We start from the raw sequence: 22,989 nt of genomic DNA on the forward strand, positions 1-22,989 counted from the left end.
CCCTGGCCCCTAGCCCCTAGCCCCTAAAACCCATTGTGCCAGTAGCGCGCGTCCTGCTCGCGGCTGCGTTCGATCGCGATGCCCGCCGCCGTGAAGCGATAGCGCACGGCGCCGTCGTGATCGCTGCGTCGCTGCGTCGCGCCGGCGGCCTCGTAGCGCGCAGCGACGGCCGGATGCGGGTGATTGAAGCGGTTGCGGTAGCCGACCGCATGCACCACCTCGCGCGCCGCGACCGTATCGACAAAGGCCTGCGTGGAAGAAGTGCGGCTGCCGTGGTGCGGACTGACCAGGAGGTATGCAGCAAGCGGCGCGCCTGCCGCCACCAGCGAACTTTCGCCGTCGGCCAGCAGGTCGCCGGTGATCAGCGCGACGCCGTGCGCCGACTGCACCCGCAGCACGCAGGACAACGCATTGCTCGAACGCGCACCGCGCGCCACGGCACCCGGCGGCGGGTGCAGCAATTCGAACAGCACGCCGTCGGCGACCCACCGCTGCCCGGCGGCGCAGTCCTCCGTGTCCGGCCGCAACAGCCGCAGCCCATCGTGCGCCGGTACAGAGGACAGCACCCGTTCGACCGGCATGCCGTCGAGCAGCGAAGCCGCGCCGCCCGAGTGGTCGCTGTCGGCGTGGCTGACCAGCAGCCGGTCGAGCCGGCGCACGCCGGCAGCGCGCAGGTAGGGCAGCAGCAAGCGCTCGCCGGCATCGGCTTCGGCGCCATAACGCGGGCCGGTGTCGAACACCAGGTCGTGCGCGGCGGTCTGCACATGCACCGCCAGCCCCTGCCCGACGTCGAGCACGGTGACCGTCATGTCGCCGGGCGACGGTCGCGGCGGCATGAAGAGCAGCAAGGGCAGCATCAGCGGCAATGCGAGCGTGCGCCCGCTCCACCCGGCAGGCGCCAGCGCGCAGCCGGCGCCGACCACGCCTGCAGTAACCGCCCACGACGGCGGTGCGGCGCCGTGCCACAGCGCCCAGTCCGGCGTCGTGAGCAGCGCCGCCACACTCATCAGCATCGAGGTCAGGGCATGCGCGCTCAGCAGCAGCAGGTCGATCGGCAGCAGCACCGCCAGCAGGGCCAGTGGCGTGATCAGTCCGCTGACCAGCGGTATCGCAAACAGATTGACCAGCGGCGCCAGCAGCGACATGCGGCCGAACAGCGCCAGCGTCAGCGGCGCCAGCCCGACGGTGATCGCCGCCTGCGCCCACAGCCAGCGACGCAGCGGATGACGGGCGCCCAGTTCGCTCGTGGCGGCATAGAACAGCACCGCCACGGCACCGAAAGACAGCCAGAAGCCGGCGTCGATCACCGCCAGCGGATGCAGCGGCAGCACGACGGCGACCGCCAGCGTCAGCGCGCGCGCCGGCGACGAGAAGCGCCCGGCCAGCAGCGCAGTGCTGGCGGTGGCGAGCATGATCAGCGTGCGCTGCGCCGGAATGCCGAAGCCGGCCAGCGCGCAGTAGGCGGTGGCGGCCAGCAGCCCGGCCAGCACCCCCGCCCGCTGGGCCGGACAGCGCAGCGCCAGCGCTGGCACGCGGCGCCAGACCGCAGCGCACAGCCAGCCGGCCAGCGCCGCCACCATGGTCACGTGCAGGCCGGATATCGATACCAGATGGGTCAGGCCGGCGCGTTCGAACAGATCCCACTGCACCGGCGGAATGGCGCGCTGGTCGCCGATCGCCAGCGCGATCAGCACGCCCGCCCACGGATGGGTGACGGATACACCGTCAACAACGCCGAGCGCGCGTTCGAAGCGCTCGCGTACCGCCTGCCGCGCACGCTGCACGGCGTAGCCGACGCCCGCCGACTCGGCGTCGAGCATGCGCGGCACGGCGTCGCCGGAAATACGCACGTGACCGGTGGCGCCGATGCCGCGTGCGAACAGCCAGCCCTCGTAGTCGAAGCCGTGCGGATTCATGTTGCCGTGCGGCCGTTTCAGTCGCACGCGCAGCTGCCAGCGACTGCCGGCCGGCAGCGCCGGGCGCGCCGACGACGCCTGCTCGCCGCGCGCGTCGTACCAGTTCAGCACGACGCGCGCCGGCACCCCGGGCGGTGCCTGTTCGACCGCAAAATCGAAGCGCAGGCCGCGCTCGGTGCGCATTGGCGGGCCGGCGACAACGCCGACGATGTCGAGGTCACGCCCTTCGAGCGCGCCGTCCAGACGCCGGTCGAGCTGTGTCAGCCCCCAGCCGGCCGCCCAGCAGAACGACGCCAGCAGCACGCCGAGACAGGACAGCCCACGCCAGCGACGGCCAGCGAGCATGCACACCAGCGCCAGCACGGTCAGCGCACCGAGCTGCGGCCAGTCGGGCAGCCGTGCGAGCCGCGACGCCAGGAAGGCGCCGGCCACCAGTGACAATGCGAGGCGGATGGACATTCATCGATTATCGCCCATCAACCCATATGGCATATATGGATGGCACTCTCTGCCGCGCACGGCCGGAACCTCCGCTCGCGGCGCCGATCCAGAGCAGGCAGGATGCGACGTCGGCCACGCCCCGGCGGCTCGTCTTGACGCTACGCTGTGCGCGACGACCGGCCCCCACACATGAAGAAAATCATCCGCAGTTACTTGCCCGACACCGAAAGCCTGCGCCGCAACCGCTGGCTGGCGCCCTTTGCCGATACGCTGGGCCACCCGCGCCTGTGGCGGCTGAACCGCCACAGCTGCGCCGGTGGCGTCGCGGTTGGCCTGTTCGCCGGACTGATCCCCGGACCGCTGCAAATCCTGAGCGCCGCCCTGCTGTCGGTGCTGTTGCGGGTGAACCTGCCGCTGGCGATGGTGGTCACCTTCTACAGCAACCCGCTCACCATCGTGCCGCTGTACGCGGTCGCCTGGGCCTACGGCCGGCTGGTGATGCCGCTGCTCGGTCTGCAGATGCCGGAGGGCGCGCGCTTCCAGGCACCCGTCATTCCCGACGATGCCGGTTTCACCGGCTGGATCGAGGCGCTGACCCACTGGTTCTTCGCGCTCGGCGAACCGCTGCTGATCGGTCTGCCGCTGCTTGCGCTGACGCTGGCCGGGCTCGGCTATGTCGCCGTGCTCGGCAGTTGGCGCTGGCATCTCGTCCGCAACTGGCGCCGCCGCGCCGAACGCCGAAGAAAGCCAGAATGCTGACCGGCGACAAGTTCGCGCTCTACCAGCGCTTCGGCGGTGACCTCGACGCCCGCACGCGGATGGCACTGGACACGCGCGCGCTGCTGTCGGACGAGGAGTGGGCGCTGATCGAGGAACTGCGCATGCAGATCGCCGTGGTCAGATCCGGGCGCGCCTCGGAAGCGTTCGCGATGACGGTGCGGCTGCGGCTGGACGAGATCGCCGACGCCGATCTGCGCGCGGCCTTGTGGGGCAGCGCGCTGCCGTAGCGCCGCGCACCGTCGTCCGCCGTGTCGCGGCCAAGGCCGCTCCCACAGGGGAGACGCCCGAGTCGCTGCCGGAGCCTGAGCCGGGGTTTTGTGGGAGGGGTTCTTCTGACCCCGACTGCGGCCTTTATCGAAGCCGGCGGATGGCGGAGGCCGTGTCGCGGCCAAGGCCGCTCCCACAGGGCAGGCGCCCGAGTCACTGCCGGAGCCTGAGCCGGGGTTTTGTGGGAGGGGTTCTTCTGACCCCGACTGCGGCCTTTATCGAAGCCGGCGGATGGCGGAGGCCGTGTCGCGGCCAAGGCCGCTCCCGCAGAAGACGCGTCGGCGGCCTTCCCGAAAGGCCGCCGCAGAACCGCTCAGAACCGGCCGTCCACCAGCCGCACCGTGCGGTCGGTGCGCGCCGCCAGCCGCTCGTCGTGGGTGACGATGACGAAGCTGGTGCCGCGCGTGCGGCTCAGCGTCAGCATCAGGTCGAACACGCCGTCGGCGGTGCGGCTGTCGAGGTTGCCGGTCGGTTCGTCGGCCAGCACGCAGGCCGGCTGCGTCACCAGCGCGCGGGCAATGGCGACGCGCTGGCGCTCGCCGCCCGACAGTTCACCCGGCTGGTGCTCAACCCGATGCGCCAGCCCGACTTCGGCCAGCATGGCCGCGGCCGCCTCGCGTGCCTGGGTGCGCGTCTGCCGGCGGATCATCAGCGGCATCGCCACGTTGTCCAGCGCCGAGAACTCGGCCAGCAGGTGGTGGAACTGGTAGACGAAACCCAGCGAGCGGTTGCGCAGGCTGCCGCGCGCCGCCTCGCCGAGCGACGAATAGTCCTGACCGAGCAGCGTCACGCTGCCCGCGGTCGGCACGTCGAGCCCGCCCAGCAGGTGCAGCAGCGTGCTCTTGCCGGAGCCGCTGGCGCCGACGATGGCGACGCGCTCGCCGCGCATCACGTCCAGATCGACGCCGGACAGCACCGGCACCTCGACCTTGCCCTGATGGAACACCTTGGTCAGCCCGCGGCAGCTCATCACGATGTCACTGAGCACGATGTCACTCATAGCGCAGCGCCTCCGCCGGTTGCACGCGCGACGCGCGCCAGCTCGGGTAGAGCGTGGCGACCAGGGTCAGCACGCCGCCGATCAGCGTCACCGTGACGACGTCGCTCATCAGGATTTCCGACGGCAGTTCGGGAATGAAATACACCTCGGACGACCACAGCGACACGCCGACGATCTTTTCGATGGCCGGCACCACGACGTCGAGATTGGCCGCCAGCAGCACACCACCGGCCACGCCGAGCAGCAGGCCGAAGCCGCCGATGACGGCGCCCTGCACGACGAACACCGCCATCATGCTGGCGGGACTGGCGCCCAGCGTGCGCAGAATGGCGATGTCGGCCTGCTTGTCGGTCACCACCATGATGAGCATGGACACGATGTTGAAGGCGGCCACTGCCACGATGAGCGACAGGATGATGAACATCATGTTCTTCTCGATCGCGATGGCGCGGAAGAAGTTGGCGTGCTGGCGCGTCCAGTCGCCGACCAGCAGTTCCTGACCGGACAGCTGTTCGTGCAGTTCGCGCGCCACGCGCGGCGCGTCGAACAGGTCACCCAGCTTCAGGCGCACGCCGGACACGCGGTCTTCCATCCGGTAAAGCGTCTGCGCGTCCTGCATGTGGATCAGTGCGAGGCTGGCGTCGTATTCGAAATGGCCCGCCTCGAACACGCCGACCACGGTGAACTGCTTGAGTCGCGGCAGCACGGCGGCCGGCGTCACCAGCCCCTGCGGCGCGATCAACGTCACCTTGTCGCCCATCTGCACCTGCAGCGCGCGCGCCAGTTCGATGCCCAGCACCACACCGTAGCCGCCAGGCTGCAGATCGGTGAGCTTGCCGGCGCGCATGTGCTGGCTGAAGTCGGCCACGCCGTCCTCGGCTGCCGGCAGCACGCCGCGCACCATGGCACCGCGCACTGTCTGGTCGAAGGACAGCATGGCCTGTTCGCTGACGTAGGGCGCGGCTGCCTTGACCTCGGGATTCTTCAGCACGGCGTCGGCCACCTGCTGCCAGTCGGCCAGCTCGTTGTCGTAGCCGGTCACCTGGATGTGCGAGGCGACGCCGAGGATGCGGGTGCGCAACTCCTTCTGGAAGCCGTTCATCACCGACAGCACGGTGATCAGCGCTGCCACCCCGAGCGCCAGCCCGAAGGTGGAGATCAGGGAAATGAAGGAAATGAAGCCGTTGCGCCGTTTCGCCCGCACATAGCGCAGGCCGAGCAGGATTTCGTAGTTCATGGGGTCGGCATGGTACCGGATGGCGGCCGCGCGCCCGCCAGGGATGATGCGGCAGCGCCGTGTCGGATTGCGCCGACCGGGCACCGGCCAGTCCCCCGCGCGGCGTGCCGCAAGCCGGGTAAACTCGCGCCCATGTCCCTGCATCTCGTCCTTCCCGGCCTGCTCTGGCCGTTGACTTCACCGCTGCCGCCCCCCCGCACCCCGGCGCTGTCGCTGCTGCTGGGCCGCGGTCGCCGGACCTCCCGGGCCGCGCGGGCGCCCGAACACCTGCTGGCCGAGCTGTTCGGCCTCGACGAGCGGGCGCCGCTCGGCGCGCTGCGCTGGGCCGGCACCGGCGAGCCGGCCGACACCCGCTGCTGGCTGGCGGCCGACGCCACCCATCTGCGCTTTGCACGCGACGCGCTGATGCTGACCGACCGCCCGGATGTCGCGCCCGACGCTCACGAGGCGGCCGCGCTGGCCGCCTCGTGGAACGCCCACTTTGCCAGCGTCGGCTGGCTGCACCTGCCGGCCGGCGGGCACGGCCATCTGTCGCTGCTCGAGCCGTTGCGGGTCCACACCGTGCCGCCGGGTGCCGCCCTCGGCCGCAAGATCGACGCATCGATGCCCTCCGGCCCCGACGGCGCGAAGCTGCGCCAGTGGATGAACGAAACGCAGATGCTGTTCCACGACCACCCGGTCAACGCCGCGCGCGAAGAGGCCGGGCGGCCGGCCATCAACAGCCTGTGGTTCTGGGGCGCAGGCAGCTTGCCGGTACGGGCCGACATCCCCTGCATGCAGCTGTGGGCTGACGACCCGCTGGCGCACGGACTGGCACACGCCGCTGGCGTGCGCGCCGCGCCGCTGCCGGACAAGACCGGCGTCGCGCTGCAGGAAGGCAACCTCGTGCTGCTGCAGGACGCGCTGGCGCCCGCTCTTTACCTGGACGCCGTCGCCTGGACGCAGGCGGTCGAGGCACTCGACCGCGACTGGATCGCGCCAGCACTTGACGCGCTGCGCCGCGGCGACGTGCAGTCGGTCACCGTGCGCCTCAGCGGCGACGAAGCCGCCATCGCCGTGACCACCGAGCGCCGCGACCTGTGGAAATTCTGGCGCCGCCCGCACCCTCTGACCCCTGGTCCCTGACCCCCAGCCCCTAGCCCCTAGCCCCTAAAAAAACAGTGACCCTCATCCTCAACCGCCCCATCCCGGCGCGCAGTTCCGCCCTGCTCGAACAGCAGGGCATCCATCCGCTGCTGGCCCGGCTGTATGCCGCGCGCGGCGTGCAGGACCGCAGCCAGATCGACTATTCGCTGAAGGCGCTGCTGCCGCCGGACGCGCTGACCGGCACCGCTGAAGCGGCGCAGATGCTGGCCGACGCGATCGAGGCCGACGCGCGCCTGCTCATCGTCGCCGACTACGACTGCGACGGCGCCACCGCCTGCGCCCTCGGCATCCGCGCGCTGCGTGCGATGGGGGCCAACGTGAACTACCTCGTTCCGAACCGCTTCGAGTACGGCTACGGGCTGACGCCGGAAATCGTCGATCTCGCGGCGCACGCCGAGCCGGACATCATCATCACGGTGGACAACGGCATCGCCAGCGTCGAGGGCGTGGCGCGCGCCAACGAGCTGGGCGTATCGGTGCTGGTGACCGACCATCACCTGCCGGGCGACGAACTGCCGCTGGCCGACGTGATCGTCAATCCGAACCAGCCGGGCTGCGCCTTCCCGAGCAAAGCCATCGCCGGCTGCGGCGTCATGTTCTACGTCATGCTGGCGCTGCGCGCCGAACTGCGCCGGCGCGGCGCCTTCGCCGGCCGCGAGGAACCCAACCTCGGCAATCTGCTCGATCTGGTCGCGCTCGGCACGGTGGCCGACGTGGTGAAGCTGGATCACAACAACCGCGTGCTGGTGACCCAGGGCATGCAGCGCATCCGCGGCGGCAAGCTCACGCCGGGCCTGCGCGCACTGTTCGCCGCCGCCGGCCGCGAGCCGGAGCGCGCCACCTCCTTCGATCTCGGCTTCGCCATCGGCCCGCGTCTGAATGCGGCCGGCCGGCTGTCCGACATGTCGCTCGGCATCGAATGCCTGATCACCGACGACTTCGCGCGCGCGCTGTCGCTGGCGCAGCAGCTGGACGCGATGAACCGCGAGCGGCGCGAGATCGAACAGGGCATGCAGGAAGAGGCGGAAGCGCAGCTGGCCGGCATCGACATCGGCGAATCGAAATCGCTGGCGCTGTTCCACCCGGACTGGCACCAGGGCGTGATCGGCATCGTCGCCTCGCGTGTCAAGGAACGTGCACACCGGCCGACCATCGCCTTCGCGCGCGGCAACGAGGGCGAAATCAAGGGTTCCGGCCGCTCGATACCCGGCCTGCACCTGCGCGACGCGCTCGATCTGGTGTCCAAGCGCGAACCCGGCCTGCTCCTCCGCTTCGGCGGCCACGCGATGGCGGCCGGCCTGACCGTGCACGAGCACGATTTCGAGCGCTTCCGTGACGCCTTCGAACAGGCAGTCGCCGACATGGTGGAACCTTCGGCGCTGACCCGCACCATAGAGACCGACGGCGCGCTCGAAGCGTCGCTGATGAATCTGCACGCGGCGACACTGATGGAAGCCGAAACCTGGGGCCAGGGCTTTCCGCCGCCGGTGTTCGCCGACTGTTTCGAGGTGCGCAACCAGCGCCTGCTGAAGGACAAGCACCTGAAACTGTCGCTGGCGAAGGACGGTAACGTGTTCGATGCAATATGGTTCAACCGCGCCGAGCCGCTGCCCGAACGGGTGACCGCCGCGTACCGGCTGGACATCAACGAGTACCAGGGCGTGCGCCGGGTGCAGCTGATGGTGGAACACGCCGAGCCGGCCTGATCCGGATGCATTACAGGAGCGCGGTACGCGCGCCTGCCAGACCCGGGCCTGTCAGCGGCGACGCCGTCCCGGGCGTTATCGCTGACGATCTCAACGAAGGACGACGACCATGTCTCACGACCGCTTCTTCCGCCGCGAAATGAGCCGCCGCGACTTTCTGTGGCTGTCCGGCATCGCCGGCGCCGCCGTGACGCTGCCGCAACTTTCCGGCTGTGCCACCGACCCGATCACCGGCCAGCAGGTGCTGGTCGGCCTGTCGGAGCAGGACGAGATCGGCATCGACCGCAAGCACTCGCCGCAGCAGTTCTCGTCCGACTACGGCGCAGTTCAGGACGCCGAGCTGAACCGCTACGTGAACGACATCGAACTGTCGCTGGCGAAGAACACGCATCGACCCGATGTCCCTTACAGCGCGCGCGTCGTCAACGCCAACTACATCAACGCCTACACCTTCCCGGGCGGCAGCATGGCGTGCACGCGCGGCATCATGCTGGACATGGACAGCGAGGACGAGCTGGCGGCCCTGCTCGGCCATGAGACCGGACACGTGAACGCGCGCCACAGCGCCAAGCAGGCCGGGCGCACGATGGTGGCGCAGGTCGGCGCGACGGCGGTCAATGTCGCGGTCGCAATGTCCGACTACCGCGGTGCGGCGCCGCTCGCCAACATCGCCACCCAGGTCGGCGCCAGCGCGCTGCTGGCCGGCTACTCGCGCGCCGACGAACGGCAGGCCGACGCGCTGGGGCTGGAATACATGACCCGCGCCGGCTACAACCCGGACGGCATGGTGAATCTGATGGACATGCTGCGCAGCCAGCACAAGGAAAAGCCCAGCCTGCTGCAGACCATGTTCTCGTCGCACCCGATGTCGGACGAGCGCTACGCCACCGCCGAGCGGGAAGCGCTGGACACCTACGGCAGCCTGCGCAACAAGAAGCTGTCGCGCGAGCGCTACATGGACCACACGGCAGGCCTGCGCAAGCTCGCCCCGGCAATCAAGTCGCAGCAGGAAGGCGAGTCGCTGATGGCGAAGAAGTCGCTGGACGACGCCGAAACGCGCTTCGCGCAGTCGCTCAAGGTCGCGCCGGACGACTACTGCGGCAATGTGCTGATGGGCAAGTGCCTGCTGGCGCAGAAGCAGTACGCCGACGCAGACCGCCACTTCGCGCGCGCCGCCGAGGTGTATCCCGGCGAGGGCCAGGCCATGTATCAGCGCGGCGTGTCGAAGCTGGCGCTGGGCCGGGCGCCGGAGGCGCTGGCCGCCTTCAACGCCTACGACCGCGTGCTGCCGGGCAATCCGACCACGCTGTTCCTGAAGGGGGTCGCCTACGAAACGATGCAGGACAAGCGCGCCGCCAGCCAGCACTACGCCGCCTACATCCGCAGCGGCAGCAAGGACGCGCAGGCCCAGTTCGCCTACCAGCGACTGCAGGCCTGGGGTGTCGTCAAGTAGCCCGACGCATGCGCCGACCGGGATCTGCATACATTTGTGTCGGACACCGGATGCGCGGCCGGCCGGTCGCAGCCAGCCGCGCCGCAGGGCGTGAAGCGCCGGAAAAATGGCATTCCGTCGTCACGCTGCAGTGCGCCTTGTGACGGATTCCCGGCAGGGTTAGCATCGCGCGGCGTCGTTTTTTGTCTGTTGCCGGCAACCCCCTGCAACGGACAGTACGAAGCACCCACCACCACGAGGAGGAGCATCAACCATGTCTGAACAGAACAAGACGCAGTCGGCCCGCCGCAACTTCCTGGCCAAGGCTGCAGGCACTGCCGCCGGTACCGCCGCCATCGCCTTCCCCAGCATTTCCGTCGCCCAGTCCCCGGTCACCCTGCGTTTCCAGTCGACCTGGCCGGCGAAGGACATCTTCCACGAATTCGCCCAGGACTACGCCAAGCTGGTCAATGACATGTCCGGCGGTCGCCTCAAGATCGACGTGCTGCCCGCCGGTTCGGTGGTGAAGGCCTTCGACCTGCTGGACGCGGTCAACAAGGGCACGCTGGACGGCGGCCATGGCGTGATCGCCTACTGGTACGGCAAGAATTCCGCGCTGGCGCTGTGGGGCTCCGGCCCGGCCTTCGGCATGGACGCCAACATGCTGCTGGCGTGGCACGAATTCGGCGGCGGCAAGGCGCTGCTGGACGAGATCTACAAGAGCCTGAACATGGACGTCGTGTCCTACATGTATGGCCCGATGCCGACCCAGCCGCTCGGCTGGTTCAAGAAGCCGGTCACCAAGGCCGAGGACATGAAGGGCCTGAAGTTCCGTACCGTCGGCCTGTCGATCGACGTATTCACCGACATGGGTGTGTCGGTCAATGCGCTGCCCGGCGGTGAAATCGTGCCGGCGATGGACCGCGGTCTGCTCGACGCCGCCGAGTTCAACAACGCCGCCTCCGACCAGGTGCTCGGCTTCCCCGACGTGTCCAAGGTATGCATGCTGCAGAGCTTCCACCAGGCCTCGGAACAGTTCGAAATCCTGTTCAACAAGAAGCGGCTCGAAGCGCTGCCGGCCGACCTGCGCGCCATCATCAGCAACGCCGTACCCGCCGCATCGGCCGAAATGTCGTGGAAGGCGATCGACCGCTACTCCACCGCCTACCAGGAAATGCAGGAAAAGCAGGGCGTCAAGTTCTACAAGACGCCGGATGCCATCCTGAAGGCTCAATTGGCGGCCTGGGACAAGGTTGCGGGCAAGAAGGCGGAAGAGAACCCGATGTTCAAGAAGGTGCTCGAGTCGCAGCGCGCATTCGCCAAGCGGACCGCGAAGTGGCAGAACGACACCACGGTGAACTACCGCATGGCCTACGACCACTTCTTCGGCAAGAAGGGCTGAGGGTCGTAGCGCAGAAGACAAGCCGGCGTCTCCAAAAGGGGCGCCGGTTTTTTTGACGCCATTTTCCGGGACGGGCGCCCACAGGCGCCCGGCATATGCCATGCAAAAACTGCTGCTTCGCGTTGACCGGTTCAATACCTGGGTCGGCCATGCCTTCGCGTGGACCATCGTCGCACTGACACTGCTCATCACCTGGGAGGTGTTCTCGCGCTACGCGCTGAACACGCCCCACGCCTGGGTATTCGACGCCACCTACATGCTCTACGGCGCGCTGTTCATGATGGCCGGCGCCTACACGCTGGCCACCAGCGGCCACGTCCGCGGCGATGTGCTGTACGGCTTCTTCGAGCCGCGCACGCAGGCCACGCTGGACCTCATCCTCTACTTCGTGTTCTTCATCCCCGGCGTGCTCGCATTGTGCTGGGCCGGCTGGGACTTCTTCACCGAGTCGATGGCGATCAACGAGCATTCGTCCGTCACCTCCGACGGTCCGCCCATCTATCCGTTCAAGGCCATCATTCCGCTGGCCGGCGCCGCACTGATGCTGCAGGGCGTGGTTGAAATCCTGCGCTGCATCGTCTGCATCCAGCAGGGCGAATGGCCGTCGCGCACGCAGGACGTGGAAGAGGTGGACGTCGAGAAGCTGCGCCACATGGTGCACGCCGACTTGCCCGAGAACGAAAACGCAGGGAGTACGAAATGAAAAAGGAACTGCGATTCGGCTTCGGCCTGATGGCGATCATCATCGTCGCCACCGCCGTCCTGATGCCGGCGCCGTCGGAATGGACCGGCGGCCACCTCGGCCTGCTGATGCTGGCGCTGGTGGTCGTGGCCATCATGCTGGGCTTCCCGACCGCCTTTACGCTGATGGGCATGGGCGTGCTGTTCGCGTGGCTGGCCTACCGGATGCAGAACCCGGCCATCGCTACCCAGCAGACGCTGGACCTGATGGTGCAGCGCGCCTTCTCGGTCATGACCAATGACGTGCTGATCTCGATCCCGCTGTTCGTGTTCATGGGCTATCTGGTCGAGCGCGCCAACCTGATCGAGAAGCTGTTCAAGAGCCTGCATCTGGCGATGGCCCGCATCCCGGGGTCACTGGCGGTGGCGACGCTGGTCACCTGCGCCATCTTCGCCACGGCCACCGGCATCGTCGGCGCGGTTGTGACGCTGATGGGCCTGCTTGCGCTGCCTGCCATGCTGCGTTCCGGCTACGACATCCGGCTGTCCGCCGGCGTCATCACGGCCGGCGGCTGCCTGGGCATCCTGATCCCGCCGTCGGTCATGCTGATCGTCTATGGCGCCACGGCCGGCGTTTCGGTGGTCAAGCTGTACGCAGGCGCCTTCTTCCCGGGCCTGATGCTGGCCGGCCTCTACATGCTGTACGTGGTCATCGTCGCCAAGCTGCGTCCGGACATGGCACCTCCGCTGCCGGATTCCGAGCGTCAGGTGAAGCTGCCGCCGACAGCGGCCAGCGTGGCAAGCCAGTACGGCCGCCGTGCGGTACCGGCGCTGCTCGCCGCACTGAAGGGCCCGCGCAACGCCGAAGCCTCTACTGGCTCGCTGGTGAGTCAGCTCGGCATTGCCCTGCTGCCGCTGATCGTCGCCGCGATCGCCCTGACCGCCATCCACGGCTCGCTGACCGCGCCGAAGGCGGTGGCCGAAGCGCTGCCGGACAGCATGCAGTCCTTCGACAGCGGCTACTCAACCAGCGACCTGGCGGAGCCGCCGGCTGACGAAGGGGGCCTGCAGGAACCGCCGGCCGAAGATGGTCTGCAGGAGCCGCCGAAGGAGGGCGGCGACCTGGCCGAGCCGCCGGCCGCCGAGCCGGTCGCCAAGGATGCCGCTGCGCCGCCGGCCGCCGAGCCCGCCGCCGCGCCAGCGGAAGCGCTGGCCGCGCCGCTGAGCTTCTGGATCGCCGTCATCGTCTGCGCCGTGCTGCTGCTCGGCTACTACGCGATGCTCAGCTTCGAGCGGCTCGAAATCTTCAAGATGCTGCTGTCGTCCTTCTTCCCGCTGGCCATCCTGATCCTGGCGGTGCTCGGCACCATCGTGTTCGGTCTTGCCACGCCGACCGAGGCGGCGGCGATCGGCGCCTCCGGCGGCGCCCTGCTGGCGGCGGCCTACGGCCAGCTGAACATGGGGGTGATCAAGGAGTCGGTTTTTCTGACCGCCAAGACCTCGGCCATGGTGTGCTGGCTGTTTGTCGGCAGCGCCATCTTCTCGGCGGCGTTCGCTCTGCTGGGCGGTCAGGAACTGGTGGAGAAGTTCGTACTGTCGATGGACCTGACGCCTATCCAGTTCATGATCCTGGCGCAGTTCATCATCTTCATCCTGGGCTGGCCGCTGGAATGGACGGAAATCATCGTCATCTTCATGCCGATCTTCATCCCGCTGCTGGCGCACTTCAACATCGACCCGCTGTTCTTCGGCCTGCTGGTGGCGATGAACCTGCAGACAGCCTTCCTGTCGCCGCCAGTCGCGATGTCGGCCTTCTACCTTAAGGGGGTGGCGCCGCCGCATGTGACGCTGAACCAGATCTTCGCCGGCATGATGCCCTTCATGGGCATACAGGTGATCGCGCTGATCCTGCTCTATCTCTTCCCGGGCATCGGCATGTGGCTGCCCAACTATCTGTATAACTGAGTACAGCGGTACAGATGGACGGACCACGGCGCTTCGGCGCCGTGGTCTTTTTTTGCACTGCCGTAGAATCGCCCCGATGCTCTCTTCCGAACAGACCCGCCTGCTGATCCGGCTCCGCTGGACCGCTTTCTTCCTGCTCGCTGGCGCCTACGTGCTGGTGTTCTTCCACCGCACCGCACCCGCCGCGATCGCCGGCGAACTGGCACGCGACTTCAACGTCGGCCCGGCCTCACTCGGCGCGCTGGCCTCCAGCTATTTCTGGATCTACATGGTGATGCAGATCCCGACCGGGGTGCTGGCCGACACGCTGGGCCCGCGGCGCATCGTCGCGCTCGGCGGCGTGATCGCCGGTATCGGCTCGATCACCTTCGCCCTGGCCGACACGCTGGGGGTCGCGGTGATCGGCCGCACGCTGGTCGGCCTCGGCGTGTCCTTCCCCTTCATCGCGCTGCTCAAGATCAACGCAGCGTGGTTCCCGGAACGCCGTTTCGCCACGCTGAACGGCGTCACCATGTTCATCGGCAATCTGGGTGCCGCCAGCGCGGCGCTGCCGCTGGCGTGGGTGGTGACGATGGTGTCCTGGCGCACGGTATTCGTCGCACTCGGCCTGCTGTCCATGCTGCTGGCGCTGGTCACCTGGCTGCGTGTGCGCGACCGGCCAGAGGACGCCGGCCTGCCCACCATGCGCGAACTGGACGGCAAGCCGGCACACGCGCCGCTGCCGGTCGGCGACTGGCGGGCCGGGCTGCGGCAGGTGGCCGGCAACCGCGCCAGCTGGCCGGGGCTGTTCGTCAACGCCGGCATCGCCGGCAGCCTCTTTTCCTTCGCCGGCCTGTGGGGCGTGCCCTATCTGATGGCGGCGCACGGCATGGAACGCGCGGTCGCCGCGCAACACACCACGCTGCTGCTGGTCATCTTCGCCTGCAGCTGCCTGTTCATCGGCCGCCTGTCCGACCACCTGCGCCGGCGCAAGCCGGTCATGCTGAGCTATGCCGCGCTCTACGTCACCGGCTGGCTGCCCTTCGTCCTCGCCGATGGCCCGCTACCGCTGCTGGCGACCTATGCCACGTGCGCGCTGATCGGCGTGTCCGCTGCCGCGTTCTCGCTGACCTGGGCCTGCGCCAAGGAAGTGAACCCGCCGGCGCTGTCCGGCATGGCCACCAGCCTGGTCAACGTCGGCTGCTTTCTCGGCGCCGCCTTGCTGCAGCCGCTGGTCGGCTGGGTGATCGAGCTGTATTCGCCGTCGATCGCCGAAGCGACGCACGAAGCGGTGACCATGGGCATACGCGTGCTCGCCGTCGCCGCGCTGGGTGGCTTCGTTGCGGCCTGCTTCATCCGCGAAACCGGTGGCCGCAACCTGACGGAGTCGCACGCATGAACGCGCTGGTCGGCCTGATGGTGCAGGTGATGCTGCCGCTTTCGCTGCTGGTGGCGGCCGGCGGATGGTGGGCGGCGCGCATGGGCGAAGGACGCGATGCCGACGTGCTGCGTGCGCAGCTGAACCGGCTGGTGCTCTACGTCTTCTACCCGGCCATCCTGTTCGCGGTGGCGGCCAGCACACCGATCAGCCTCGACCTGCTGACCGTGCCCTTCCTGGTCGGCGTCGGCACGCTGGCCAATGGCGCCCTGCTCTACGTGCTGCTGTGGAGGACGCGCCTGGGTGCGAAGCTGCACGACACGACGCGCGCCGCCATCATGCTCGGTGGCATGTTCGGCAACACCTTCAACGTCGGTGCGCCGGTGCTCGAGTTCTTCTTCGGCAATGGCGCGATGCGCTACGCCATCTTCAACGACATGTTCATGACCATGCCCTTCGTGTGGACGCTGGGCGTGTGGATCGCCACCCGTCTTGGTTCGCACGCCGAAGGCGAGCGGCCGGACGTGTTGCGTACCGTGCTGATGATGCCGCCGATCTGGGCCTTCGTGCTCGGCCTCGGCGCCCAGTACACCGGGCTGGCCTACCCGCCGCTGGTGCAGGCGGCGCGCTTCATCGGCCAGGCGGCGATTCCGGTCATCATCTTCGTGCTGGGCATGACCATTCCGTGGCGCCGGCTGGTGCCGCGCACCGAAATCCTGGTCGCCTCCGGCGTCAAGCTGCTGGTCGCGCCGCTGCTGATCTGGGGGCTGGTGCTGCTGGTGTCCGATACGCCGAACGAGGCGCAGCGCGCATCGCTGGTCGAGTGCGCCACGCCCACCTTCATGACCTCGCTGCTGCTGGCCGAGCGCTTCAAGATCGACGCCGCCGCCTCGGCGCTGCTGATCGGCTGGAGCACGCTGCTGTTCTGGCTGTCGCTGCCGCTGCTGATGGGGCTGGGCCTGTTCGGTTCACGCTCGCCGCCGGCGCCTTACCGTCGGGACGGCGTGCTGCAGCGGGCCAGGGCGGACTTTGCGCCGTCATCGCGCGGATCGATCAGCGGCAGCAGCGCGGCCAGCGGGTTCACCAGTGCCAGCGCCGCCGCCGGCAGCAGACGGGCCAACAGAGGACCTTTTTCGAGCGACACCTCAGGCTGGGCGAAATGGCCGGTGATCCGCACTGGCGTGCGCAGGCTGAGCGGCGATATGTCCTTCGGTGCAGCACGCGCCACCAGGTCCAGTCTTTCGTTGACCAGCGACAGCGAGCCGTCTGCGCTGAGCGTCGAATCGGCCGTGTTGACGCGCGCGCTCGCTACCGTCACGCGGCCCTTGCGCACCTGCAGATCGGCGACACCGCAGGTCACGGGCAGCGCGGCGTCGCCGCTCAGCATGACACCCAGCGCCTGGGCGACGTCGATGCCGGCCGCTTCGACCGCCAGGTGCGACACGCGTCCCTGCGTCCACACCAGCGCCGCATGACCGTCGGACGACGCCAGCAACTCGGCTGTTGACCGTCCCTGACCGCGCAGTTCGATGCGACCACCGACGCGCCCGGCGACGTAGGGCGGCGCGTCTGCGGCGCGCGGCTGACGTATCCACTCCTCCAGCCGCAGCCCGCCGCCACGCAGCTGCACGTCCCACTGCGCAATGTCGCCACGACCGTCGAGACCGATGCGACCGGTGAGCCAGCCCTGCGCCAGCCGAGCTTCGATGTCGCGGATGTCGAGCACGCCGTCGGCAAGGCGCAGGCTGCCGCGCAACGGTGCGATCGCCTGCAGCGCGTCGCTGCCCGATTCGAAGCGCTCGATGTCGATGCGTACGTCGGCATTCATGGCACGCAAGGACGGCAGATCGAAGCGGCGGTCCGGCAATACGCGTCCATTGCGCCGCGCGGAGGATTGCTCGCCCGCCGGTACGCCCACCGCCGGACCGAGATCGGCCAGCCAGAGTACGCTGCCATTCAGTGTGCCGCCCAACCAGGGCACCCGGTCGCGCCCGGTCTCATAGCGGAACTGGCCGGCCAGCCGGCTGCGGCCGATTTTCGCGGTGTCGATCGCCGTCTGCCAGGCATCGGGCTTGCGCTGCAGTCTGCCCTGCAGCGAGAACGCGGGGGTCGATGGCAAGGTCATCGCGAGGGCGTCGCCCAGCACCGCGAGCGAGGGGCCGCTCACCGTGTAGCGCCCGTCCAGTCCGCGCTGCGTCAGCAGATCCTGCACCCGACCGTCGAATGACAGTGCGGCACGGCCAAGCTTCAGCGCCAGCGTCATCGGCACTGCAGGCACGTCGTCTTCGCCGGACAACCAGGGCAGTGTGGAGCCGGTGCTCAGGGTCGCCGTCAGCGGCGACTGGCGATAGCGGCCGTCACGCTCGCCCGGATGCCACGGTCGTCCCGCGCATCTCCGGTCCGCTCGCTGCCGTCGCGCATCGAGAAGTTCGCCGTCAGTGCCAGCGCGAGCGGCGCGTCGTTGACCACGAGCCGCCCCTGCACCACCTCGACACGTGCCGGCTGCACCCAATCCAGCAGCGGTCGGCCCGGTTCATTACCCGTGCGCTCGAACTTCCAGTTGGCGCGACCGTCCTCGCCGCGTGCGAGGTGGAGGTCCAGCCGTTCGGCAACCAGGCTTTCGATGCGCAGCGGCGCACCGCGCAACATGTGGAACACGTCCGCATAACGCAACTTCAGGCGGGCTGCATGGGCGTCGATCAGCGCCTGATCCGGCGCCCACTCCGGACCACCGATGCGCAGACGGCCAACGCGAAGGTCGATGCCACCGAGAAGTCGGAGCGAGAAGGTGTCGCGCCCGCCGAGGTCCACCGGGTGCGCGACAGCAGCCGTCAGCCAGCGCTCGGCAGGCTCCGCCAGAAAAACCAGCCACGCCATTCGCTCCATGCGAACAGCGTGGCCAGCAGACAGCAGGCGGCGAGAATGAGGCGGCAGGCCAAGCCTGCCACGATGGAACGCGCACTCATCTGCCTCTCCGGCTCGCCGCGTTCCCGCTCAAGCATCAGCCCTGCTTGGCGCGAATCTGGATCGCGTTCTTCACCGATTTGGCACCCTTGACGCCGCGCGCGATGCGCTCGGCCTCCGCCTTCTCGGTGGCGTCCTTGGCGAAGCCGGACAACATCACCTCGCCATTCAGCGTTTCAACGCTGATGGCCGACGCGTTGACCGCCTTGGACTCAACGAACTTGGCCTTCACCGATGCGGTGACGGTCGCGTCGTCGATGTACTCGCCGACCGAGGACTGGTCTCGCGTGACGGCGCAGCCCGGCAGCACGGTCAGGGCAGCCAGGGCGGAGAAGGCGGTAGCGAGCATGAGATTGGAACGCATGATGAACTCCCTTGTAATGAACGCTGGCCGCCGGTCGCGACCGCTGCGCAATGAACGGAATCGATCTCGACGGCGCCCGGAACCGGGCGGAATTCATGCATCCGTCAAGTCGATGACTGCAGTCTAGGGGGGACGCCTCGGCCTGCCCGTCGGACAAGCGCCGTCCGCCGTGTAGGACAGCGCCGGCCTACCACCAGCGCTCGAACAGTCGCGCTGCGCGCTCCTGCAAACGCGGCCACAGCGGTCGTCTGCGCCAGGTCTGCGCGTCGATGGTCTGCGACGCGGCGACGTCGCGCTCGAACATGCGCGTCATCGCGTCGCCGAAGTCCTCGCCGAACACCACCGCATTGACCTCGTTGTTGGCGACAAAGCTGCGCCAGTCCATATTGCTGGAACCCACGGTTGACAGCACGCCATCGATCACCGCCGTCTTCGAGTGCAGCACCGCGTCCTGCAGTTCGTGGATGCGCACGCCGGCGTCGAGCAGTTCCTGGTAGTAGCTGCGGCCGGCATGCAGCACCGGCGAGAAGTCGCTGACCGAGGGCAGCACCAGTTGCACGTCAACGCCGCGTCGTGCGGCGTCGGCCAGCGCATCGATCATGTCCTGACCGGGTGAGAAGTAGGCCATGGTCAGGTGCACGCTGCGACTTGCGGCGTCGATCGCGGTCAGCAGCATGGTGTAGATGCGGTTCTGTCCGTCGTCCGGCGAGGACGGCACGATGCGCACGGCGTGCGGGCCTGCGGCCTTTGCAGCCACCGGCGCTATGGGCGGAGGCAGCGCCGGCTCGCAGTGCTGGCTGCGCCAGGTGTCGCGCACCAGATCGTCGAGCGCTGCGGCGGCCGGGCCGCGCAGTTCGATCTGCGTATCGCGCCAGCCGTTCTGCTCCGGTGCGCGCGACTTCTTGCCGAACGAACCGGAGGAATAGACGGCGCTGATGTTGATGCCGCCGGTAAAGGCGATGTCCCGATCAACCACCAGAATCTTGCGGTGATCGCGATGAGTGATGTCCTGATAGCGGCGCTTGCGCAGCGGCGACAGCGGATTGAATTCGCAGACGGCGACGCCCGCCGCGCGCAGCACTTCGAAATAGTCGCCACTCGTGCCGATGGAGCCGACCGCGTCATGGATCAGCGCGACCGACACGCCCTCGGCACGCTTGCGCACCAGCAGCGCGGCGAGATCCTGCGCGATCTTCGCGTCGTCGATGATGTAGCTTTCGAGCAGGATGGAAGTGCGCGCGCGCGCGATCGCGCTGAACATCGCATCGAAGGTGGCCGGACCGTCGATCAGCAGACGGGCGGCGTTGCCTGCGTACAGGTCAACGTCACCGAACTCCGCCATCGCGGCGAGCTGCCGCTTCAGCGGCGAACCGGCACCCTCACGCCCGATGCGCTCGACCAGTCGCGCACGCTGATCGTGGTCGAGCCGTCCGCGCGGCCCGGTCACGTCCATCTTCGCAACCACCTGGTGCGCCGCCGGAGCCGGGCCTTCTGCCTTGGTCTCCAGCGTGCGCGCAGCCGGCAGCGACGCCGCGCACCCGGCCGCACAGATCGCCAACACCGCGAGCAGCGGCCGGCCGCGACGTCTCGACGCGCACATGAGCGTGGTCAGCGCTGCAGCGGGCAGGCGGCTGCAGGCAGCTGCAAGGACGGGATGAGGAAGGGCAGCGCGCATTCGCAGCCCCAAAGCGCCTGCACGTCGTCGTTGTCGGCAGGGGGGCGGAGCTTCGGCTGTTCGACTTCGGTCGTCATGCTGTTCATCGGCGATCTCCTCCGGAAGCGATTCGACGGCGGCCGCGTTGCCGCGTCGTGCAGCCACTTTACGGAGCGCGGGCGCCGCGTCGTGTCGGCGGAGACCGGGCCGTGTGTAGGAATTCATCCCGGTCTGTGTGCACAACCCTCGTTCGCGGGGACAATCGAGCTACTTCCCTGCGCAACGCCCGACCCGATGCCATGCTGTTGAACGATCCATCGCTGCTGCACACCCACTGCCTGATCGCTGGCGGCTGGACGCCCGCCGACGACGAAGGCGTGATCGAAGTACGCAATCCAGCCAGCGGCGCGCTGCTGGCGACCGTGCCGCGCTGCGGTGTCGCGGAAACACGGCGCGCCATCGACGCCGCCCACGGCACACTGCCCGCGTGGCGCGCGCTCGGCGCACACAAGCGCGCTCAAAGGCTGCGCGCGTGGTTCGCGCTGATCAACCAGCACGCCGACGATCTGGCGCGGCTGATCACCGCCGAAGGTGGCAAGCCGCTGACTGAGGCGCGCGGCGAAGTGCGCTACGGCGCGTCCTTCGTCGAGTGGTTCGCCGAGGAGGCGAAGCGCACATACGGTGAAACCATCCCGTCGCCGGATCCCGGCCAGCGTCTGCTGGTGATCAAGCAAGCGGTCGGCGTCTGCGCAGCGATCACGCCGTGGAACTTTCCGCTGGCGATGATCACGCGCAAGGCGGCGCCGGCGCTGGCTGCCGGGTGTACCGTCGTGCTCAAGCCGGCCGAGGCCACACCGCTGACTGCGCTGGCGCTGGCCGATCTGGCCCTGCGCGCCGGCATCCCGCCCGGCGTGCTCAACGTAGTCACCGGCGAGCCAGCCGACATCGGCGGCGAGCTGTGCGCGCATCCCTGGGTGCGCAAGCTGTCCTTCACCGGATCGACCGCGGTCGGGCGTCTGTTGATGACGCAGTGCGCGCCGACGCTCAAGAGACTGTCGCTCGAACTGGGCGGCAATGCGCCCTTCATCGTGTTCGACGACGCCGACCTCGAACTCGCGGTCAACGCCGCCGTCGCCGCCAAGTACCGCAACAGCGGGCAGACCTGCGTCTGCGTGAACCGCTTCATCGTGCAGTCGGGCATACACGACGCGTTCGCCTCACAGCTGGCCGTGCGGACAGCGCAGCTCAAGGTCGGCGACGGCATGGAGGACGGCGTGCAGCAAGGCCCGCTGATCAGTGCAGCAGCGGTCAGCCGGGTCGAGGAACAGGTGGCCGACGCCATCGCGCGCGGCGCCACCGCGCTGTGCGGCGGGCGCCGTCACGCGCTCGGCGGCAACTTCTTCGAACCGTCGGTGCTGGTCGGTGCCCGCCCCGACATGGTGCTGGCGCACGAGGAAACCTTCGGGCCGCTGGCGCCGGTGTTCCGCTTCGACCGCGAGGACGAGGCGATCGCGCTGGCCAACGACACCGAATCCGGTCTCGCCGGCTACTTCTTCACGCGCGACATCGACCGCGCCTGGCGCGTCGCCGAAGCGCTGGAGTGCGGCATGGTGGGCATCAACACCGGCCGGCTGTCGAACGAGGTGGCGCCGTTCGGCGGTATCAAGCAGTCAGGCTTCGGTCGCGAAGGTTCTCGCTACGGCATCGAGGACTATCTCGATATCAAGTACCTGTGCTTCGGCGGCGGCCGTTGAGCGCGGATCAGACCGCGTCGTAACCGGCCGCCTCGACCGTCTCCAGCAGCCGCTCCCGCGCGAGCGCCGCGTCGTGCTCGATCTCGGCGTCGCCGTGTTCGAAATGCACGGTCACGCGGTGTACGCCCGGCAGCGCAGCAAGGGCGCCTTCGAGGCCCGCGACGCATTTCCGGCAACTCATGCCGACGATGCGGATGCGTGTGCGCGAGCTTTCCTCAGGCGCGCAGCGAGAAGGGGTTGAAGTCGGTATCGCGGTCATAGTAGTCCTCGTTCTCGGCCCGTTTCAGCCAGGCGACGATGCGATAGGTGAGCGGCGTGAACGCGACTTCGACCCCGACCTTGGCGACGAACTGGGCCAGCATGACGGCCGGCAGCTGTTCGTCCGGAATGATGCCAGTACCCCAGAACGCAAGCGGGTAGAACAGCAGCGAGTTGACGCCTTCGCCGAACAGCGTCAACCCTATCGTGCGCATCCACAGCCGGCGCCCCGCCATCCACAGCTTCATTTTCGCCAGCACGAAGGAATTGACGAATTCGCCGCAGCAGAAGGCAATCAGCGACGCGATGGATACGCGCCAGGCCGAACCGAAGGCGATCTCGTAAGCCTGCTGGTTGTGCCAGAACGGCGCCGGCGGCAAGGCCACCACGACTGCGGCCATCACCGAGGCGAAGGCCAACGCGGCGAAGCCGGTCCAGATCACGCGACGCGAACGCGCATAGCCATAGACCTCGGTCAGGATGTCGCCGAACACATAACTGATCGGAAAGAACAGCACGCCGGCGCCGAAGGTGAGCGTGCCGAGCAGTGGCGCGTCGATCTGCGCGATCTTGGCCGGGCCGATCAGGTTGGAACAGACGAGCACGGTCACGAAGGCGACCATGACCCAGTCGTAGTAGCGGTATTGACGTGCAGCCATGTTCGC

At 68.3% G+C, this 22,989-nt stretch carries 20 protein-coding genes and 1 pseudogene; 11 read left to right on the top strand and 10 right to left on the bottom strand.

Translation table 11 applies throughout. The features are described from left to right. Nucleotides 1-23 precede the first annotated feature (23 nt). A complete protein-coding gene (locus tag ACQ66H_RS16630) occupies nt 24-2,375 on the bottom strand; it encodes a ComEC/Rec2 family competence protein (RefSeq protein ID WP_430434936.1) in 2,352 nt (783 codons plus the stop codon). Nucleotides 2,376-2,546: 171 nt separating this feature from the next. Between ACQ66H_RS16630 and ACQ66H_RS16635 the strand changes: the two genes are divergently transcribed. Together ACQ66H_RS16635 and ACQ66H_RS16640 are read left to right on the top strand one after the other, a co-directional pair. Further along, on the top strand, nt 2,547-3,116 hold the full coding sequence (locus ACQ66H_RS16635; RefSeq protein ID WP_430434937.1) for a DUF2062 domain-containing protein: 570 nt from the start codon (nt 2,547-2,549) through the stop codon (nt 3,114-3,116). Then, complete coding sequence (locus ACQ66H_RS16640; RefSeq protein ID WP_430434938.1) at nt 3,110-3,364, top strand: hypothetical protein; 255 nt, start codon at nt 3,110-3,112, stop codon at nt 3,362-3,364. The genes ACQ66H_RS16635 and ACQ66H_RS16640 overlap by 7 nt, the downstream gene beginning before the upstream one ends. Before the next feature lie 353 nt (nt 3,365-3,717). Here ACQ66H_RS16640 and lolD read toward each other — a convergent pair whose 3' ends face one another. Then, complete coding sequence (gene lolD, locus ACQ66H_RS16645) at nt 3,718-4,404, bottom strand: lipoprotein-releasing ABC transporter ATP-binding protein LolD (RefSeq protein WP_430434939.1); 687 nt, start codon at nt 4,402-4,404, stop codon at nt 3,718-3,720. Continuing rightward, on the bottom strand, nt 4,397-5,641 hold the full coding sequence (locus tag ACQ66H_RS16650) for a lipoprotein-releasing ABC transporter permease subunit (RefSeq protein WP_430434940.1): 1,245 nt from the start codon (nt 5,639-5,641) through the stop codon (nt 4,397-4,399). The genes lolD and ACQ66H_RS16650 overlap by 8 nt, the downstream gene beginning before the upstream one ends. A gap of 132 nt (nt 5,642-5,773) precedes the next feature. On the opposite strand from ACQ66H_RS16650, the gene ACQ66H_RS16655 reads away from it, so the two are divergent. The 8 genes and pseudogenes from ACQ66H_RS16655 to ACQ66H_RS16690 form a co-directional block, all read left to right on the top strand. Next, nucleotides 5,774-6,766, top strand: coding sequence for a hypothetical protein (locus tag ACQ66H_RS16655; protein WP_430434941.1), 993 nt, complete (start codon nt 5,774-5,776; stop codon nt 6,764-6,766). A 35-nt stretch (nt 6,767-6,801) separates the two neighbouring features. After that, the gene (gene recJ / locus ACQ66H_RS16660; RefSeq protein WP_430434942.1) at nt 6,802-8,493 is read left to right on the top strand and encodes a single-stranded-DNA-specific exonuclease RecJ; all 1,692 of its coding nucleotides are present in this window, start codon (nt 6,802-6,804) and stop codon (nt 8,491-8,493) included. Between the two features lie 109 nt (nt 8,494-8,602). Then, nucleotides 8,603-9,946: a M48 family metalloprotease gene (locus ACQ66H_RS16665; protein ID WP_425763052.1), complete on the top strand. Its 1,344-nt coding sequence runs from the start codon at nt 8,603-8,605 to the stop codon at nt 9,944-9,946. A gap of 253 nt (nt 9,947-10,199) precedes the next feature. After that, on the top strand, nt 10,200-11,327 hold the full coding sequence (locus tag ACQ66H_RS16670) for a TRAP transporter substrate-binding protein (protein WP_430434943.1): 1,128 nt from the start codon (nt 10,200-10,202) through the stop codon (nt 11,325-11,327). A gap of 100 nt (nt 11,328-11,427) precedes the next feature. Continuing rightward, nucleotides 11,428-12,030 carry a TRAP transporter small permease subunit gene (locus tag ACQ66H_RS16675; protein WP_430434944.1) on the top strand — a complete coding sequence of 201 codons (603 nt, stop codon included), beginning with the start codon at nt 11,428-11,430 and terminating at the stop codon, nt 12,028-12,030. After that, nucleotides 12,027-13,973 (top strand): TRAP transporter large permease, encoded by a 1,947-nt coding sequence (locus ACQ66H_RS16680; protein WP_430434945.1) that lies wholly within the window; start codon nt 12,027-12,029, stop codon nt 13,971-13,973. The genes ACQ66H_RS16675 and ACQ66H_RS16680 overlap by 4 nt, the downstream gene beginning before the upstream one ends. A 76-nt stretch (nt 13,974-14,049) precedes the next feature. Then, complete coding sequence (locus ACQ66H_RS16685) at nt 14,050-15,351, top strand: MFS transporter (protein WP_430434946.1); 1,302 nt, start codon at nt 14,050-14,052, stop codon at nt 15,349-15,351. Between the two features lie 29 nt (nt 15,352-15,380). Continuing rightward, a pseudogene (locus ACQ66H_RS16690) lies at nt 15,381-16,265 on the top strand (AEC family transporter); the annotation flags it as partial. Between the two features lie 53 nt (nt 16,266-16,318). Here ACQ66H_RS16690 and ACQ66H_RS16695 read toward each other — a convergent pair. The 5 genes from ACQ66H_RS16695 to ACQ66H_RS16715 all read right to left on the bottom strand — a co-directional run bounded on the left by ACQ66H_RS16695 (nt 16,319) and on the right by ACQ66H_RS16715 (nt 20,419). Beyond that, nucleotides 16,319-17,608 carry an AsmA family protein gene (locus ACQ66H_RS16695; RefSeq protein ID WP_430434947.1) on the bottom strand — a complete coding sequence of 430 codons (1,290 nt, stop codon included), beginning with the start codon at nt 17,606-17,608 and terminating at the stop codon, nt 16,319-16,321. A gap of 53 nt (nt 17,609-17,661) precedes the next feature. After that, nucleotides 17,662-18,207, bottom strand: coding sequence for a hypothetical protein (locus ACQ66H_RS16700; protein ID WP_430434948.1), 546 nt, complete (start codon nt 18,205-18,207; stop codon nt 17,662-17,664). Nucleotides 18,208-18,331: 124 nt separating this feature from the next. Further along, complete coding sequence (locus ACQ66H_RS16705; RefSeq protein ID WP_430434949.1) at nt 18,332-18,658, bottom strand: BON domain-containing protein; 327 nt, start codon at nt 18,656-18,658, stop codon at nt 18,332-18,334. Nucleotides 18,659-18,845: 187 nt separating this feature from the next. Then, nucleotides 18,846-20,258 (bottom strand): phospholipase D-like domain-containing protein, encoded by a 1,413-nt coding sequence (locus ACQ66H_RS16710; RefSeq protein ID WP_430434950.1) that lies wholly within the window; start codon nt 20,256-20,258, stop codon nt 18,846-18,848. 8 nt (nt 20,259-20,266) lie between these two features. Beyond that, a complete protein-coding gene (locus tag ACQ66H_RS16715) occupies nt 20,267-20,419 on the bottom strand; it encodes a hypothetical protein (RefSeq protein WP_430434951.1) in 153 nt (50 codons plus the stop codon). 192 nt (nt 20,420-20,611) lie between these two features. Between ACQ66H_RS16715 and ACQ66H_RS16720 the strand changes: the two genes are divergently transcribed. Then, nucleotides 20,612-22,066: an NAD-dependent succinate-semialdehyde dehydrogenase gene (locus ACQ66H_RS16720; protein ID WP_430434952.1), complete on the top strand. Its 1,455-nt coding sequence runs from the start codon at nt 20,612-20,614 to the stop codon at nt 22,064-22,066. A 7-nt stretch (nt 22,067-22,073) separates the two neighbouring features. Here the strand turns inward: ACQ66H_RS16720 and ACQ66H_RS16725 are convergent, their stop codons facing one another. After that, the gene (locus ACQ66H_RS16725) at nt 22,074-22,316 is read right to left on the bottom strand and encodes a heavy-metal-associated domain-containing protein (protein ID WP_430435656.1); all 243 of its coding nucleotides are present in this window, start codon (nt 22,314-22,316) and stop codon (nt 22,074-22,076) included. Further along, the gene (locus ACQ66H_RS16730; protein WP_430434953.1) at nt 22,282-22,983 is read right to left on the bottom strand and encodes a queuosine precursor transporter; all 702 of its coding nucleotides are present in this window, start codon (nt 22,981-22,983) and stop codon (nt 22,282-22,284) included. Before ACQ66H_RS16730 ends, ACQ66H_RS16725 begins: the two co-directional genes overlap by 35 nt. Nucleotides 22,984-22,989 lie beyond the last annotated feature (6 nt).

It is taken from the genome of Methyloversatilis sp., from assembly GCF_965284615.1.
GTDB lineage: Bacteria > Pseudomonadota > Gammaproteobacteria > Burkholderiales > Rhodocyclaceae > Methyloversatilis.